The following is a 15753-nucleotide window of genomic DNA, read 5'->3' on the forward strand; positions in this document are numbered from 1 at the left end:
TTTTTTCCAAAATATCAGTCTTACTGAATTCAATGTTATTCGGCAGCTTCATCAGCCTGCTGCGCGCGTGGTCCGACGCGGTTGATATCGGTTTCCGGAAAGAATTCGGACCAGACATGCCAGAAAATACCTGCGCGCAGGGTTTCGACGCGCTGCAACTTTCCGCGATCCGACATCCCCCAGAAATCGCAGCGGGTCACGGGCTGCCCGCTGTCGTTGTACCAAACGCCAAGGCTTTCGTACTTTGGGTCCAGGCTGACAACGACGTCCCGCCCGCCGACATTGGCATTCACGATCCAGTTGTTCTCGACCACGAAATCATCGGTCCAGCAGGCGGCGTCCTGTCCAATCGTTATGCCCCAGACATAGGTCTTGTTCGGCAGCCGATCGTCCGAGCGGTCCATGTTGTCCATGACCGGCGCGTCCTCTTGATGTTGACGCGCAATCCCCCAGCCAAAGGTGATCTCGGTCACCATATCCAAGAGCCGCAGCAGAGGGTTGGACGAAGGGACGTTCATATACACCTCACCGTCCGGATATGCCTTTTGAAAGCCTCGAAATGTCATTCGAAATGTTGGCCAAGGCTGCATCTTGGCCTCGGGGCGCAGAGGGCATGCGGGGCCGTCGGCGTCGGCGTCGCGATCCGCCTCGCGAAACCCGTATATCTGTTGGATCGGCTCTCCGGTTTCGTTGTCCCGCAGGATCAGGTTGTTGCCATGCTGCGCCAGAACTTCAAGGTCCAGACGGTTTCCTTCGATGCGCGGGGCGTAACCTTGTCCCAGGTTCGCCATTGCGCAAAAGGTCATAACGATGTCCTCGCCGCCCAACCCATCGGCGTTCCCGGCCAAATGAGGGCGCATGATTTGCGCATCGGGGTGGGCGCGGGCATGGCCATTGTTTTCGATCACGATTACGGGCGCGGTCGGGCCGATGTATTTTCGGGCTTCGGAGATTGGGAAAAAAGCCGCGTCATTCAGCTGATTTCGCAGCCCCAAGTGAACCCAAACATAAGGAAATCCATAGAGCACCAACACCAGCATCGCGCCAACAAGCCACAGCCAGAACGGACCACCGCCCAGCAGGAAATGCGCGAGCGTTGCGACTAGAAATCCGCCCAATCCAACCGCGATCAGGCGGTATTCGTGCCGAATGAATCGGATCATGTTCTCGCGCTTAACCTTCAGCAGCATTTGCGAGACATCGCCCAGATCGCGAAAATAGACGAACCCGATACCCAGCGACACAAGCAGCCCCAGAGCGAAAATGATGTTTCCTGCCATTTGGATACCCTAATCGTTCAAATTCGAAAGCCAAACGGGCGCGCTGCCCGATTGGCCGGTTGTTATTGCTGGGGCGAGGCGCGTTTGATCATGAAGGCCTCGACCGCCTGCTGCGTTTCCGGTCGCAAGTTTTCGATCCCTTCATAGGGCACGCCGTAAGCGGGCGCTGTGTCAGGGAACTTTTCCTTTCGCGCCATGTGACGCCCCAGAATTCTGGCGAACTCCTGTCCGCCCCACGCGCCAACTTCGGTCGAGACCGAATACTGTTCGCGTGTGTCCCGATAAAGGTCGAAAAACTTTGCCAGAATTGCGCTTTCACCCGGCCCCGGCAGTTTCAGCTTAAGCTGATCCTTCACGATCGCCTCGGGCTTGTTGACCGAATAGATGATGACGTGGTCGCGGCGCGATTTGGTCTCATCGGCAAACAGCAGCGCGGCGGACTGATCCACGCCATCCACCAATCGGTCCCTCGGTATAAAGGGCTCCGCCCCTGCGAAGCGCGAGAGCGTTGTGTAAAGATCTGAGACATGGATAATGCTGTTCAGCAGCCCGTCAGCCTCAATCATGCCGGGCCAGCGGATGAACGCATCCACGCGGACGCCGCCCTCTGTCGTGTCGCCCTTGCCGCCCGCGTAGATGAGCGGAGTGAAGCCGGACTGTGGCGCGTATTTGGTGAAATGGCCGTTGTCGCCCATGACAACTACGACGGTGTTCTCGGTCAGCCCGAGCTCGTCCAGCCGTGCAAACAGATCGCCGAGCCATTCATCCAACAACTGCATCTTGTCCACATAGAGACCGCCATTCACGCTTTCAGGCCCTGACCGGCCAGCGCGCGTGTTATCGAGTGGGATCATCGGCCAATACTGAAGGAAGAAAGGCGCGTCGCCAGCTGCCAGGCGGTCCAGTTCCTCCAGTGTCTTGTCCTGAAAGGCCTGGTTCATCTCATCGTACTTGGCGGCATTCCAGCGCTCGCCCGGCTCCATTCGAATCTCGCGGATGGGGCCGCCGGTCTCGCCTTCGATCACGGTCATCATCGCGGCCGCATCCGGGCGGAACCAGCTGTCCAGAGTGTACTTGTCATCATAGTCTTTGATCGCGACCGAGACCTGTTCCTTGATCGCATCATCATTGAAGATCGTCAGTTGGCCCTGCTGGTGAATGGCGTGCTGGGCATAATCGAACCCTTGGTTCATCGCCCAGCTTTCAGCGATGTCACCCATGTGCCACTTTCCAACATGGCTTGTGGCGTACCCGGCCTGTTTCAGCACTTCGGCCAGCGTCACCTCATCGCCCGGCAGGCCGAACCCCGCTATGTCGACGGTTGTGTCGCCCATGCCCATGCGAACGGGCAGCCGCCCAGTCATCTGCGCCACGCGGGTAGGGGTGCACGAAGGTTCTGTATACATTCGCACCATGCGCATAGCTTGATCGGAAAAGTCGTTGATGTTGGGTGTCTCATACCCGCGCACTGCGTTCAGTTCGGGAATACCCATGTCGCCAAAGCCCATGTCGTCGATCAAGACACTAACGATGTTCGGCGGTTTTCCTGCGTTTCCGTCCCGAAAGGCGGCCAGAGCATCATCGACAGCGGCGTCGTCCTGCGCCCATTGCTCTGCGTGCTGTGCCTGCAGGATGTAAAACTCTGAATCGTGCTGAATTGGGCTTTCCTGAGCAACAGCCGCCGATACAGCAAGGCCTATCGGTAGAAGGGCCAAACATAGAAACTTCATTCCAATCTCCCCCAAGCGCCCCTGATTTTACACTGCTGGGCGCCTTTCACATTGAGATATTAGTATGTTTTCAGAAGAATTTCTACGCGCTGTTCAATTTGGTGAGATTGGGCAGGGGCAAGGCGCACGGGCGCGTGTTTCGGCGCTGTTGACTCAATATGTATCCAAGTGTATGCAACTGGACGCAAGATGACAAAAGAGCCCTCGATGACCATTCAAGACGCCTCTATGCAACCCGGCCCGCAGGGCAATTCCGCGTATCAACGCCTGCTGGACGAGATTCGGGGCGGCAGCCTTCTGCCCGGAGATCGCCTGCGCGAGATTGAGTTGTCAGAACGGTTGGGCGTCAGTCGCACGCCGGTGCGCGAGGCGATCCGGCAGTTGGAGGCTGACGGGCTGGTGACCCATGTCCCAAGGCAGGGTGCAACAGTGCGAAGCCTCGACTACGCCGAAGTCATGGAGCTTTACGAGATGCGCGCCGTGCTTGAAGGCACCGCAGCCCGTCTGGCTGCTCGCGCGGCATCGGACGTCGAACTGGACGAATTGGACGTGCTGAATGACCGACTGGCCGAAGCAGGCACAAGCCAGGATGCGGCGGGGCTCAACCGGATTTTCCATGCCACGCTGTTGGATGCGGCCAAGAACAGGTTTCTTTCGAAATCCATGCTGTCCCTGCAAAAGGCGCTGCTGATCCTCGGTCCATCACAATTGCTGGACGGTGATCGCGCCGAGGCTGCCGTTGCTGAACATCGGCGCATCATGGCTGCATTGAAGGCCCGCGACGGCGCAGCGGCCGAGACAGAGATGCGCGCGCATATTCAGGCTGCGCAGCGGATGCGTATCCGCGCGTTGCAGGACCGCGACCGCTCAATTGACGAAAATCAGTAGGTAGACAGGATATGGCCACCCACAGGGAAGCTTACGATATCGCTGTGATTGGGGGCGGCAACGCGGCCCTCTGCGCCGCGATGACAGCCGCGGAGGCTGGCGCGCGCGTGTTGATCCTGGAAACGGCTCCGAAACCGTATCGCGGGGGAAACTCTCGCCACACGCGCAACTTTCGTTGCATGCACAAATCGCCGTTGGGCCCGCTCATCGAGGAATACAGTGAAGATGAGTACCTCGCGGACCTGCTTAAGGTCACAGATGGCAAAACGGATGAGCATCTTGCGCGATTGGCAATCCGCACATCAGAAGAATGTTTGCCCTGGATGGAAGAGCATGGCGTCCGCTTTCAACCATCGCTTTCCGGGACATTGTCGCTGGCGCGGACCAACGCCTTCTTCATGGGGGGCGGGAAGTCTCTGGTGAATGCCTATTACCGCACAGCGGCAGCTTTAGGCGTGGATGTTCTTTACGAAGCTGCCGTGACGCATCTTGAGCTGAACGGCGACCAGATCGATTGGGTCGACTACACCTATGAAGGCCAGTCTCATCGCATCACGCCCAAGGCTGTCATCGTTGCCGCGGGCGGGTTTCAGGCCGACACGGATTGGCTCACCCGTGCATGGGGAGCGCCTGCAAAGAACTTCCTGATCCGGGGAACGCCCTATAACCGGGGGGTCGTGTTGGCTGATCTGTTGGATCAAGGCGTCGAGAGCGTCGGCGATCCGACCCAATGCCACGCGGTCGCCATTGACGGGCGCGCGCCGAAGTTCGACGGCGGCATCGTCACCCGTTTGGACTGCGTGCCGTTTTCAATCGTCGTGAACAAGAATGCCGAACGGTTCTATGACGAGGGCGAAGACGTCTGGCCCAAACGCTATGCGATTTGGGGGCGTCTGGTCGCCGCGCAGCCGGATCAGGTGGGCTATGTGATCATCGACGCGAAGTCGCTGAACTTGTTCATGCCCTCGGTGTTCCCTCCGCTAAAGGCGGACACCTTGGAAGACCTGGCTGGAATGATGGATCTGCCTGCGGACAAGCTGAAGGCAACCGTTGCTGAATTCAACGAAGCATGCGGTGATACCAGTGGATTTCATCCAACCGAGTTGGATGGGGTCACCACCTCGGGTCTGACGCCACCCAAGACCAACTGGGCTCGTCCGATCACCGATCCGCCCTTCTACGGCTACTCGCTGCGCACTGGCGTGACTTTCACCTATCTGGGGCTGAAGGTCGACGATACGGCCCAGTGTTCGACCCACAGCGGCAAGATCAAAAACCTGTGGGCCGCAGGCGAGACGATGGCGGGTTCGATCCTGGGGCAGGGGTATCTGGCCGGCTTCGGCATGACCATCGGAACCGTTTTTGGACGCATCGCAGGACGTGAGGCTGCAGCCTATGCAAACTGATCTTATTCAAGAAGCCCGCCGTCAGGCCGAGATCTGCAACGCCTGCCGGTACTGCGAGGGCTATTGTTCGGTTTTCCCGTCGCTGCACGCGGAACGCGCGTTCTCGGATGGAGACATTACGCAACTGGCTAACCTGTGCCACAACTGCAGGGGGTGTTACTACGCCTGTCAGTACACTTCTCCGCATGAGTTCGATCTAAACCTGCCGAAAGCTCTGGCCGAAGTGCGGCGGGACAGTTGGGAAAGCTTCGCCTGGCCGCAACCTTTGGCGCGGCGGTTCCATACGCACGGTGGCGCGATCGCGCTGGCCCTCGTCATCGGCTTTGCCCTGCTGTTCTGGGCCATCCGCACCATTGGTTCCAGCGGAGGCGAAGGGTTCTATGCCGTCCTGTCCCACAATGCGATGGTTGCAATCTTTGCGCCAGCATTCTTGGTGCCACTCTTTAGCTTGGCTATCAGCCTGAGGCACTATTGGGCCGAAGTTGGCGGCAAACCCATCCAAATGTCAGACCTGACTGCCGCGTTCAAACGCGCTGGCAAAATGCAAGACTTGGCCGCAGGCCACGGCGAGGGTTGCAATTTCGAGGACGAAGACCGTTTCAGTCAGGGCCGACGCCACATTCACCACGCCATCATGTACGGCTTCCTGCTGTGCTTTGCGTCAACTTCGGTTGCGACGATTATGCACTATGGGTTCGGGTTGCACGCGCCCTACGGGTTCTGGTCCCTGCCAAAACTCTTTGGGGTTTCCGGAGGCATTCTACTGACATTGGGTTGCGGAGCCATGGTTCTGCTCAAGCAAAAGTCGGATCGCGAGCTTGGCGATCCGTCCGCGTGGGGCGGTGATATCGGCTTCATCCTGTTGCTCGGGTTTGTTGGGCTGAGCGGGCTGGTCCTATACGCACTCGGTTCAACTGCTCTGATGCCCGCGCTGCTTGCCATCCACCTTGGAGCGGTTCTGACATTCTTCCTGCTGACGCCTTATACCAAAATGGCTCATGGGTTTTACCGTTTGGCTGCGCTTGTCCGGGATGCGCAAAGGAAACGTGGGGCTGAAGCAAATTGACCGACTGAAAATCACCCCATCAAACCTTCTTGGTTGTAGCTTTCTGAGATGCGGCGAAGTTCTCGTTCGGGAAAAAGCTCATGATAGAAACAACCTCCCAAGCTTCTGTCGTTGGGGAGCGCTCGCAACTGGTCTTTCGGAAAATGGTGGCTGGGTTGATAGGATTCTACATTTCGTTTCGGAGATTTAGGGAAACTTCAGGATGTGTGTTTGTTTGTCAAATGGAAAAGCTGGTTTGAGACTGGTGGTCATACATGTAAGTCGCCCAGCCACCAAAAGAGTGTTCAGATGAACCAGCCGGGCGAGCAAACTTGCACTGGCCCCCAGGTGAGTGTCTGGTATGTTCCCAAAAAACACTTGGAGAATACCAATTGAAAAGTGACCAGACACTTCATGGTTTCGATCCCTTGTCGTCACTCGAGGAAGAGGGAACGACTACAGCAATCTTCGAGGAGGCAAACAGGAGGATCGTTCTTAATGTTCTGAAATCCTATACGGGATACTTCGACGTATTTAACGAATTGATTCAGAATGCGCTCGACGCTGTCGAAAAGAGAGCCGCTGTCGAGGATGACGGTTATCAACCTAAGGTTTGGATCACAGTCGACTTGCAAAATAGGCACGTCAAGGTTGTTGATAACGGCGTGGGAATGACGCTCGAGGAATTCAAATACTTTGTTCGACCAAATATCAGCTTCAAGAAACAACGTGAAACTCGAGGGCACAAAGGCGTTGGCGCGACGTTTCTTGCATACGGCTTTTCCGCAGTTCGTATTCAGACCAAGCAAGAAGGGTCACAATGGTCTGTCGCGATGAGGCAAGGTCGGCAGTGGGCTGAAGACAGAACAAATAGTGTGCCGCGACCAAGCTTTGAAGAGATCGAGCCATTTGCGGAAGAAATCGTGCCAGAGTCTTCAGGAACTGCAGTCGAAGTTGTTTTGGGTAACGAACCTGGCGTTCGTCCCCGTGATCTTGGTTGGCTGGGAGCACAGAACGCATCCTCATGGACGGATGTTCTTCGATTAAAGACACCTGTGGGTGGTGTGTATCTCGTTACATCAGCATTTAGTCCTACCATTGAGGTAAAGGTTATTGATGTTCATGGAGTTATCACCAGAGAAGACCTGAAGAAACCGGAGTACTATTATCCACATGAATTTCCCGGCTTTAAGTCTCAGGATGTTTCGTCTCTTGAGCAAGCTTTGGCCAGTATTCAAGGAAGCACGGACGAGAGATTCGCTAAGCTGGATTCAGAGTTCAAAAGGCTGAACTGTTTATACGAAATCTATGATAAAGACGATCTTCTCGAAGAGGCTTCACCGTTTGCTTCTGCGTTGAATGAGGAAGACAGGCAACTCATCGAGAAGCACCAAGTCAGCGTCTATGCAAGTTTCCTATCTTCCGCAAAGCTCTGGGGGGCGTTTAACGACGACACACTGAAGCTGCGGAAGGGGCAAAGGATCGTTCATGGTGGCCTGCAAATGGCAAGCGATAACATGGTGCAAGGAGACTTGTCGGTCATTCCCCTTACCAGCGAGATCGGATATCAAGCTAACTCCCATGTTATTGTTCACATGGTCGATGGAAACCCAGATATGGGGCGAAAAATATTCCAACCCGAACTTCAGTCGCTCGGCACGAAACTTGCCGTTCGATGCGTCAACATTCTGAAGAAGTACAGACAAAACTTGAAGCCTGATACTGGTTCGACCCGGGTCGCTCCGGACAAGGAACTGCACGAGTACAAAAAAAATCAAGAACAATACAGGGACGAGAAACCACTGTCTATTTCGTGGACGGATGGAAAGGCATACATCTCGGCAATTCCGCAGCAAGAACAAGATGTTATCGCGTTGTTTCATCAAATGATCGGTGGAAAACTACTGCGTGGGTACGAATTCTACGCCACGAGCCAAAGTGAACGATATGACTCGCTTTTTCAGCTTAACTACAGTGATGACGACAAGGTTAAGTTTGAAAGAGATTCCAATCCACTTGGTGTGGGGGTGGATTTTCACCCACCATATTCTTCCCACCCTAAGGTATTGGAATACAAGTACGACCTTGATGCTTTAGTTCGAGATATCGATAAAGAAATCAAATATGCTAAACACATCGATCTGGTTGTATGTTGGACCGCTGAAAAGCAGTTCAAGGAGCGATATTACCTGAATTCGCTTCTGGTTTCGGACGAGGGAGCAAGCAGGGAGAATTTTGGCGCCACTCACCAGGCTTTTCCGACTGGCAGCAATCAACCAGATTTTGAAGTAGTTGTTCTTGAGGACTTGATCAACTTCTTGAAAGACCCTGACGCTGAGAAAGCCAGGCAGAAGCAAAAGTATGATGCATAAGGTGATCTTCCGCCGCTTGTATTTGCTTAGTCTTTGCTAAGAGATTTCCTTCCGAACAGACGGACAAACCAAAGCCCCTATTGGGGGCCTTGGAAAGACAAGACTCCAAAACACGACTTGTTCACCTTCCGAAAAGACGAAGACGGTGTTTTGCACGTAGACCAGCACGGTGAAGACGCTATGACCAAGATCTTCGGCAGCGAGAGCCCTGCCGTTAACGAAGGCCTCTTCCTTCAGGGATACATGACCCTCAAGCCTACCGAAGTCGAAGACGGCACCACAGACATGCGGGGATTTATGCCCGCGATCGTCCGAGAAATCGCGCCGCGCGACGGTGTCGAACGCATGCTAGCGGTGCAAATGGCTACCACGCACGTCGCTTTGATCCGACAAGGTGGCCGCATGGCGAATGCCGAGCAACTCCCTCAGTTCGAGGCGCACGAACGGGCATACAACAAGCTTGCTCGAACCTACACGTCTCAGGTTGAGGCGCTGCGCAAGTATCGCAATGGCGGCAAACAAACGGTCACAGTACAGCACGTCAATGTTGAAGATGGCGGACAGGCCATTGTCGGAAATGTTGAGACCCGGGGGAGGGGCGTACATGAAAAGTGACGCCAGCCCCATGAGCAAGGCGCATGCAGCGCCAAGATGCACGGCAAAGTCAAAACGAACTGGAGAGCGATGCAAAGGCCCCGCAGTAAAAGGGTGGACGGTGTGCCGGTTCCATGGTGCCCGCGGCGGCCACGGCCCCGGCAAGGCCAACCCGGCTTACAAACACGGGATGCGGACGCGAGAATGGGAAGAGATGCGCAAGGCGATCAACGATCTGGTGCGGATGGAAAAAGATATCGAAGAACTGATTTCTGAGTGATCGCAGTAATTCAATGTCGGCTTCTGTTCCAAACCCGTCATCTGACGAAATGACTCAGATGTCGCCTTCGAGCCCTAAGTTCAAATTTCTGCACCGTGCATCAATGCCGAAAGTGCAGAAGAAAGCTGTCGTTGAGTGTTATATTCAAACCGCACCTTCTTCACTTTTTAGGTTGTGCTTTTGCTCCCAAGGGGTGTCTCATACAAATTGTAATGTGATCATTGGATCTTAGCCGTGTTCGACGCGTCGACATACCTCGCGATAACATCGATTGCAGTCATCGGCACTGTTCACGTCTTCTGCGTGTCTTTTTACCGGAGATTCCCCGCCCTAGCAGGCTGGCTTTCTGATTTTTCATCAGGGATCGGACTTGGCTATGCTTTTCTTTTCCTGCTGCCAAAAATTGGTGAATTGTCCACCGGTTTAGCTGCAAGCGGGAAATGGGAAAACTCGCTGTTCGGTTATTCGCTCCTAGGATTTCTCATTTACTACTTGCTGGAGGCCAGTCGCGACGTAGGGGCCGACAACAAGTTGTCGCTTGGCTTGGACACAGTGGCCCTCGGGACCTATAACTGCTTGCTTGCCATTACCGTCATGCAAACGACGGGAACATCACCTGAGCTGTACGCTGTTGGAACGTTGGCCTATTCATTGCATTTGTTTGGGGTGAATATCTTTCTCTATAAGACCCACCCCGGACACATGTCTGGATGGCTACGCGCATACTTTGTCGCGTCGCTTGCGGTCGGCATATTGATCGGTCTCAACGCAGACAAAAGTAGCATGATCTATTCAATTTCGACTGGGTTAACAGGGGGTGTGATAATAGCCCTGTCTCTTCGGGTTAAACTACCCAGCCTTTCGGCAGTGAATACAAAAGCTCTGTTGATTGGTGTGGTGTTTGCTGCGGTCGCAGTCGAGGTCACCCGGTACTAACCCGACGACACTGTTAAGTCTTTCCGTAGTATAAGCCGAGCCATTTGGCTCAGCTTACTAGATTTAGATAATCTGAAATTCATTTACTCAAAGTCTCTGCAATACCTTTCATCACAACCATAGAGTCCAGGTACATAGGTGTATTTTGAACGTCTGGCTGGCTTGATAGCTTCACCATAACCACATTGGCTTTTTGGTTCACATACAACAGCTGCCCATAGACACCAATGCCGTAAAACGCACCTTTTTCTCTGTCTTTCACCCAAACTTGATTACGGTAGTGGAAGCCTTCAAACACCTCCGCGTATGCGCTTTTCTCATAAGCTGCGATAACGTCATCATTTGCTTGAATCGTGTCAGCTATCCAATCTGGAGGAATAACTTGAGTGTCGTTAACCTTTCCGTTGTCCAGCATCATTATGCCAAATCGCAATAGGTCACGAGAGCTGGTAAATAACCCACCACTCGTTTGCACAATCCTTTTGGGTCCTAGTTCGCTATATGCAGGGTCCTGAGCACCGATGTCCTGCCACAACTCGGCCAGTACATCCAGATAGCTTTCTCCAGTCGCCGACTCGATAACCATACCCAGCAGCGCAGATAGCACTGAACGGTAACTATAAACTTCACCGTCTTCTACCAAGGTCTCGCGATCACTAAGAGAGATCATGTACTCCTTAACGCCAGACTCTGTATCACAAATTTCAACTTTTTCAGAGAGGTCCTGACCAAACGCACAGAACAGATCACCGGCGTCGTCTAAGTAGCCGCTAGAAGCATCTTTCCAATCAACAGCAGCGGTCATATCAAGTAGGTGTCTAACCGTTGTATTTTTGAATGCTGGGCCTTCCAACTCTGGCAGGTATTCGGTGATCAGCTTTTTGGGATCTAATTCTCCCGCCTCAACCGCCAGCCCTGCTGCCATACCCAACACTGTCTTGGTGATCGAGTGAATGCGGTGAGGCGTATCAGCTCTCATGCCATTGAAGTACTTTTCAGCGACCAATTTGCCATCGTGATAAATCAAAAAGCTATCGGTATGTGTTTGATGCAACCAATCGTTGATATTCTGTTCTTCATTATTGCTAGCTGTGAAAACAAAAGTCTCAAGCTCAGTTGGGTATGCCGCTTTTTCCAAAGTACGTACCCAATCTGACGGTGGAACTCGTGCCAATTCGCCAAAAACATTTATGCCTTCAAATATCCAAGGGCTTCTATCTACAGACTCAACGGTTTCATCCCAGAAATAACCAGCCTCTGCGCTTGCTGGTTGTGTAGAAGCAGTAAATACCGCACCGGAGGCCAAAAGAGCGATAGCAATAGCGGAGGTCACTAACGGCTTGTTTGCATGACTTTTCATTTTTGGGGATCTCCGAAGGATTGGGCAATCTCCAAGCAACCCAGCCATGCTTCAGCTCTGGTGTCTAGCCCCTTGTGTCTGGACCACGGAGCGGTCAGACGACTGCGAACTACTCTACGATAGGACAGCTTAGTAGTCGCAAGCGGTTGTGGGCTGATAAAATTGCGCTGGTCGCCTCATGCAATGCCCTCTTGGTCCGCATCTGTGAGGATGTAAAGCTCGCAATGAAGGTCCGCTTCCGGGCTGCGACCGGTTATCAGAAAGCGATGAGCATAAGGCGGCTTTGTCCGCATACCGGAAATTGGCCCAATATTGCCGAACGTCCGCTCTTGTTGAAAGCAGACATCGAAAACAGAAGAACCGGTTTCGTGGACTTGAATGTCTGCTTATGCCGAAAGCGGTCGCTCCGGAATACTTGCGCAAGTTCCGCTTTGCGGACTTTTCCGCCGGTCGCCGTTGCAGCGAAATCCGCTTCAACACGACGTCCTGTTTTCGGACCCTAACGCGGCAACGCAGCACGTTTTCCCGAAACCTGACATTCAAAGGCGTGAAACAGGCTGAAATCCAAACCTGCCATTCGCTGCACCTACGTCCAATGTCTCACATGCGGACAAAACAGACTTAAGCAGTGGTCTACTTTTCCGGTGGGACAGCAGCTACGGCGGTTTGACACACGTCAAGTCTGCGTTCCAAACTCTGTGACAGAATATCGTGATAAAAAAGAAGAATAGTACCTGGAGGGGAGATATGATTTTCGGCAGGCGGGCAAAAACTTTGCTAGCGATCGTTCCGATCCTATTGACTGCGGGATTTGCTTTCCCACCGACTTCCGCAGCGCAGGTGACATCAACTGTTGAAGGAATTGTTGTACCCGCGCGGGCATGGGACGTTTCAGCCGAAGTCAGCAATAAAATCAACCGGTTGCATTTTGTGGAAGGACAAGTCGTTGCGAAGGGTGACTTGTTGGTTGAATTCGATACTGGCTTCAAAGAGTTGGAGCTTGCCTTGGCAGAAGCGCAACTGAATGAAGCATTGGTCGCAGTTGAAAAAGCTCAGGAAGATTTTGCACGGCAGCAAGAACTGAAAGACCGCGAAACTGTTTCAGAGGCTCAATATCAGGAAGCTTTGTTCGCGTTGCGAGCTGCGCAAGCTTCCGCACAGACACTACGCGTGCAGAGTGACATGGCGGCATCTTTGCTAGCTGCGCAAAAGCTTTACGCGCCGTTCAGCGGGCAGATGACATCGCCCAACTACCGTGAAAACGCTAATGTGAATATCAATCGTGGCCGGGAAGTTGCCACACTTGTACAGCTCGATCCGATCCATGTACGCGCACCCGTTCCAATAGATCGCGTTATGGAGCGCGTATTGTCAGGAGAAGATGAAACGGCAATACATGCATCAATTACTGTGCGGCTGGAACTCCCGGATGGGACGGAGTTCCCCCATACCGGACGAATTATCTCGGCGAGCATAGGATTGAACCCCGACACAGATGAAGCGGCGGTCTTGGTGGCCTTCCCAAATCCGGAGCATGTGTTGAGACCGGGAATGGACGTCGTTGTTACGGGCTATGAAAACTAGGGTGTGCACCCTCCCGAAAGCGAATTGTAGAAGAGGAGTGTTTGAGATGTCGAAGTTATTTTGGAGCGCCATGGCCCTGACCGCCAGTTGCATAATTCAAGGTGAAATGACTACGGGGGCTTCGGCTGACACCTATGATCTGGTTATTCTGAACGGCCGTGTCATGGACCCTGAAACAGGCTTTGACCAAATTGCCAATGTCGGGATCAGCGACGGCTGGATTGTCAAAATTACGACCGCTCCAATTGAAGGCGAAGATACCGTGGATGCCACTGCGCATGTAGTGGCGCCGGGTTTTATTGATAGCCACACACACTCCAGTCAGAAGTATGCCATCAACATGAGTATGATGGACGGTGTCACGACAGCCTATGACAGCGAAGTTGGCGCCATCAACATCGCCGACTGGTATTCCCGCGAAGAAGCCACTTGGCCGATGAACTACGGCACCTGCGTGTCGCATGAAATCGCCCGCATGGTCGTCATGGACGAGCTTGAGATTGATGTGCCCGTCGACGCTTCGAACTTGTTCGCATTGCGCGCTTTGTCGAGTTCAGAAGACGGTGTTGCGGATTGGTCTGTTACTCGCGCAAGCGTCGAACAGATGAACCGGATCATGCAAATCGTGGACAAAGGCTTGCAAGAAGGGGGGCTGTGTGCAGGTTCGACGGTTGGGTACGCGGGCGTTGGTATCAGCACTTATGAACAGTTTGAGTTGCAACGCACGGCGGCCCGCTACGGACGGGCCACGGGGGTACACGGCCGGTTTCATACCTCGGCGACGAACCCGGAAGCTCCGCTTGGCTTTGCGGAAGTCTTCACCAACGCTTTCTTACTCGATGCTCCTCTCCTCTACAGCCACAACAACGACTATGGCTGGTGGGAGATAGAAGAGAAACTCCAGATGGCGCGCGCCAAGGGATTAAATATGTGGGCCGAGTACTACCCCTATACAGCCGGCTCCACCTCGATCGCCTCTGATCAGCTAACCCCGGACGCTATCGCTGCCCTTGGGCTCAAATACGAAGACATTATGTACGACCCAAGTCAGGACCAATTCCTGACGATTGAAGAGTACAAACAGGTCGCAGAAGACGATCCGGGTCGCACTGTGATCGTCTTCAATCCCGCGAGGGAGGAGTGGTTGCCGCAATGGCTCCGAGTGCCGAACATGGTCGTGGGCAGCGACAGCATGTGGTACACGGAAGACTTGGGATTGCGTGGCGATCCGCTCTTGTTCGCCGGGCACCCGCGCACCTCGGGTTCACATTCGACCGTTCTCAAGCTCGCGCGTGAGGAAGGCGTGCCGCTCATGTTTACGTTGTCGCAGCTTAGTTATTGGCCCGCCTATCATATGGGGGCTACCGGGGTGGAGTTCCTAAACGTGCGCGGTCGTATGCAAGAGGGTATGGCAGCAGACATCGTCATCTTCGACCCTGAAACTGTCGGTCCTGGATCGGATTATCAGAGCGGCACCCAGGGGCTGCCTCCTCGCGGCATGCCTCATGTGGTCGTCAACGGCGTCTTCGTAAAACGGGACGGTGCGGCGACAGGTGCGTTGCCTGGAAAACCAATGCGCTTTCCACCAGAAAACCAACCACGGCATGAACCGGTCGACACACAAGTCTGGCAGGAAACGTTCACACTTCAGGACGCAGCTTTGGATGGAACCGGGCCGGGTTTCGGCGAAGGCGACTAGCTGCTTATTGTAACGTCTGTGTTGGGCTCGGTGCGGTCGGTTAGTCCGATTTGTGCGATCGACAGCTTCCGAAAGCTGAATGTCGGCGTATTCGGCCAAGCTGATGTAAACGCCAGATCATCTTGGTTTTCGCTATGTCTGCTTTAGGGAATGGGGCGCAGCTTGACCCGCCGCATTGCCGCAAGGCAGCTCGGAGCCCATAGTGACCGATGCTGCGCGATCAACCGACGGCGGCTATGCGCAGAAAGCGGACTTTGCAAAGTCTTGTGTACAGGTCGCAACGGAAGTCTATTTTCTCAGTATTCCGGGCCTATGTACGGGTCCAGATCAAAAAATGTTCTTTGTGTACGAAGCGCTGGTGAGCTCCGAAACGCTTCAAGATCTCTTGGTCATTTGGCGCATTTTCCGGGAGGTCATTCGAAGAATAAGACGTTGAGGGTATCCAAAAGGGGGAAGAATTGCGGTTTTAGTTTCCGGAACGGCTTTCTATCTGTTCCCAGCACCAACTGATCACGAATGATAGGCCTCCGACTAAGAGGACTATCATCGCCGCCGCTTCTATTCGGAAGACCGCAAACT

13 protein-coding genes are annotated in these 15753 nt (G+C 53.9%); 10 read left to right on the forward strand and 3 right to left on the reverse strand.

The genetic code is table 11. From position 1 onward, the window contains the following. Window positions 1-35: 35 nt before the first annotated feature. Window positions 36-1280 carry a DUF3179 domain-containing (seleno)protein gene (locus GOV53_RS18005; RefSeq protein WP_170468980.1) on the reverse strand — a complete coding sequence of 415 codons (1245 nt, stop codon included), beginning with the start codon at window positions 1278-1280 and terminating at the stop codon, window positions 36-38. Window positions 1281-1342: 62 nt separating this feature from the next. Further along, a complete protein-coding gene (locus GOV53_RS18010) occupies window positions 1343-3010 on the reverse strand; it encodes a sulfatase-like hydrolase/transferase (protein ID WP_170468983.1) in 1668 nt (555 codons plus the stop codon). 207 nt (window positions 3011-3217) lie between these two features. Between GOV53_RS18010 and GOV53_RS18015 the strand changes: the two genes are divergently transcribed. From GOV53_RS18015 to GOV53_RS18045, 7 genes are all read left to right on the forward strand, one after another. Then, window positions 3218-3898: a GntR family transcriptional regulator gene (locus tag GOV53_RS18015; protein WP_170468985.1), complete on the forward strand. Its 681-nt coding sequence runs from the start codon at window positions 3218-3220 to the stop codon at window positions 3896-3898. Between the two features lie 11 nt (window positions 3899-3909). Further along, on the forward strand, window positions 3910-5304 hold the full coding sequence (gene tcuA / locus GOV53_RS18020; protein ID WP_170468988.1) for an FAD-dependent tricarballylate dehydrogenase TcuA: 1395 nt from the start codon (window positions 3910-3912) through the stop codon (window positions 5302-5304). Beyond that, complete coding sequence (gene tcuB, locus GOV53_RS18025) at window positions 5294-6370, forward strand: tricarballylate utilization 4Fe-4S protein TcuB (protein WP_170468991.1); 1077 nt, start codon at window positions 5294-5296, stop codon at window positions 6368-6370. The genes tcuA and tcuB overlap by 11 nt, the downstream gene beginning before the upstream one ends. A gap of 371 nt (window positions 6371-6741) precedes the next feature. Beyond that, window positions 6742-8721 (forward strand): ATP-binding protein, encoded by a 1980-nt coding sequence (locus GOV53_RS18030; protein WP_170468994.1) that lies wholly within the window; start codon window positions 6742-6744, stop codon window positions 8719-8721. Window positions 8722-8901: 180 nt separating this feature from the next. Next, window positions 8902-9336 (forward strand): hypothetical protein, encoded by a 435-nt coding sequence (locus GOV53_RS18035; protein ID WP_170468997.1) that lies wholly within the window; start codon window positions 8902-8904, stop codon window positions 9334-9336. Beyond that, window positions 9326-9595 carry a hypothetical protein gene (locus GOV53_RS18040; RefSeq protein ID WP_170469000.1) on the forward strand — a complete coding sequence of 90 codons (270 nt, stop codon included), beginning with the start codon at window positions 9326-9328 and terminating at the stop codon, window positions 9593-9595. The genes GOV53_RS18035 and GOV53_RS18040 overlap by 11 nt, the downstream gene beginning before the upstream one ends. A 234-nt stretch (window positions 9596-9829) precedes the next feature. Beyond that, window positions 9830-10531 (forward strand): hypothetical protein, encoded by a 702-nt coding sequence (locus tag GOV53_RS18045; protein WP_170469003.1) that lies wholly within the window; start codon window positions 9830-9832, stop codon window positions 10529-10531. Between the two features lie 79 nt (window positions 10532-10610). Here GOV53_RS18045 and GOV53_RS18050 read toward each other — a convergent pair whose 3' ends face one another. After that, entirely contained in the window at window positions 10611-11891 is a 1281-nt protein-coding gene (locus GOV53_RS18050; protein ID WP_170469006.1) for a serine hydrolase domain-containing protein, read from the reverse strand. 747 nt (window positions 11892-12638) lie between these two features. Between GOV53_RS18050 and GOV53_RS18055 the strand changes: the two genes are divergently transcribed. The 3 genes from GOV53_RS18055 (at window position 12639) to GOV53_RS18065 (ending at window position 15610) form a co-directional block, all read left to right on the forward strand. Then, window positions 12639-13475 carry an efflux RND transporter periplasmic adaptor subunit gene (locus GOV53_RS18055; protein ID WP_170469009.1) on the forward strand — a complete coding sequence of 279 codons (837 nt, stop codon included), beginning with the start codon at window positions 12639-12641 and terminating at the stop codon, window positions 13473-13475. 46 nt (window positions 13476-13521) lie between these two features. Further along, window positions 13522-15174 carry an aminoacylase gene (locus tag GOV53_RS18060; RefSeq protein ID WP_170469012.1) on the forward strand — a complete coding sequence of 551 codons (1653 nt, stop codon included), beginning with the start codon at window positions 13522-13524 and terminating at the stop codon, window positions 15172-15174. A 202-nt stretch (window positions 15175-15376) separates the two neighbouring features. Then, the gene (locus GOV53_RS18065; RefSeq protein WP_170469014.1) at window positions 15377-15610 is read left to right on the forward strand and encodes a hypothetical protein; all 234 of its coding nucleotides are present in this window, start codon (window positions 15377-15379) and stop codon (window positions 15608-15610) included. Window positions 15611-15753: the final 143 nt, after the last annotated feature.

Source organism: Ruegeria arenilitoris (assembly GCF_013035315.1).
GTDB classification, from domain to species: domain Bacteria; phylum Pseudomonadota; class Alphaproteobacteria; order Rhodobacterales; family Rhodobacteraceae; genus Ruegeria; species Ruegeria arenilitoris_D.

What these genes read in the sequence shown, in the direction of transcription:
- GOV53_RS18005 (WP_170468980.1), bottom strand. Translation starts at nt 1,280, where the DNA reads ATGGCAGGAAACATCATTTTCGCTCTGGGGCTGCTTGTGTCGCTGGGT.
- GOV53_RS18010 (WP_170468983.1), bottom strand. Translation starts at nt 3,010, where the DNA reads ATGAAGTTTCTATGTTTGGCCCTTCTACCGATAGGCCTTGCTGTATCG.
- GOV53_RS18015 (WP_170468985.1), top strand. Translation starts at nt 3,218, where the DNA reads ATGACCATTCAAGACGCCTCTATGCAACCCGGCCCGCAGGGCAATTCC.
- tcuA (WP_170468988.1), top strand. Translation starts at nt 3,910, where the DNA reads ATGGCCACCCACAGGGAAGCTTACGATATCGCTGTGATTGGGGGCGGC.
- tcuB (WP_170468991.1), top strand. Translation starts at nt 5,294, where the DNA reads ATGCAAACTGATCTTATTCAAGAAGCCCGCCGTCAGGCCGAGATCTGC.
- GOV53_RS18035 (WP_170468997.1), top strand. Translation starts at nt 8,902, where the DNA reads ATGACCAAGATCTTCGGCAGCGAGAGCCCTGCCGTTAACGAAGGCCTC.
- GOV53_RS18040 (WP_170469000.1), top strand. Translation starts at nt 9,326, where the DNA reads ATGAAAAGTGACGCCAGCCCCATGAGCAAGGCGCATGCAGCGCCAAGA.
- GOV53_RS18050 (WP_170469006.1), bottom strand. Translation starts at nt 11,891, where the DNA reads ATGAAAAGTCATGCAAACAAGCCGTTAGTGACCTCCGCTATTGCTATC.
- GOV53_RS18055 (WP_170469009.1), top strand. Translation starts at nt 12,639, where the DNA reads ATGATTTTCGGCAGGCGGGCAAAAACTTTGCTAGCGATCGTTCCGATC.
- GOV53_RS18060 (WP_170469012.1), top strand. Translation starts at nt 13,522, where the DNA reads ATGTCGAAGTTATTTTGGAGCGCCATGGCCCTGACCGCCAGTTGCATA.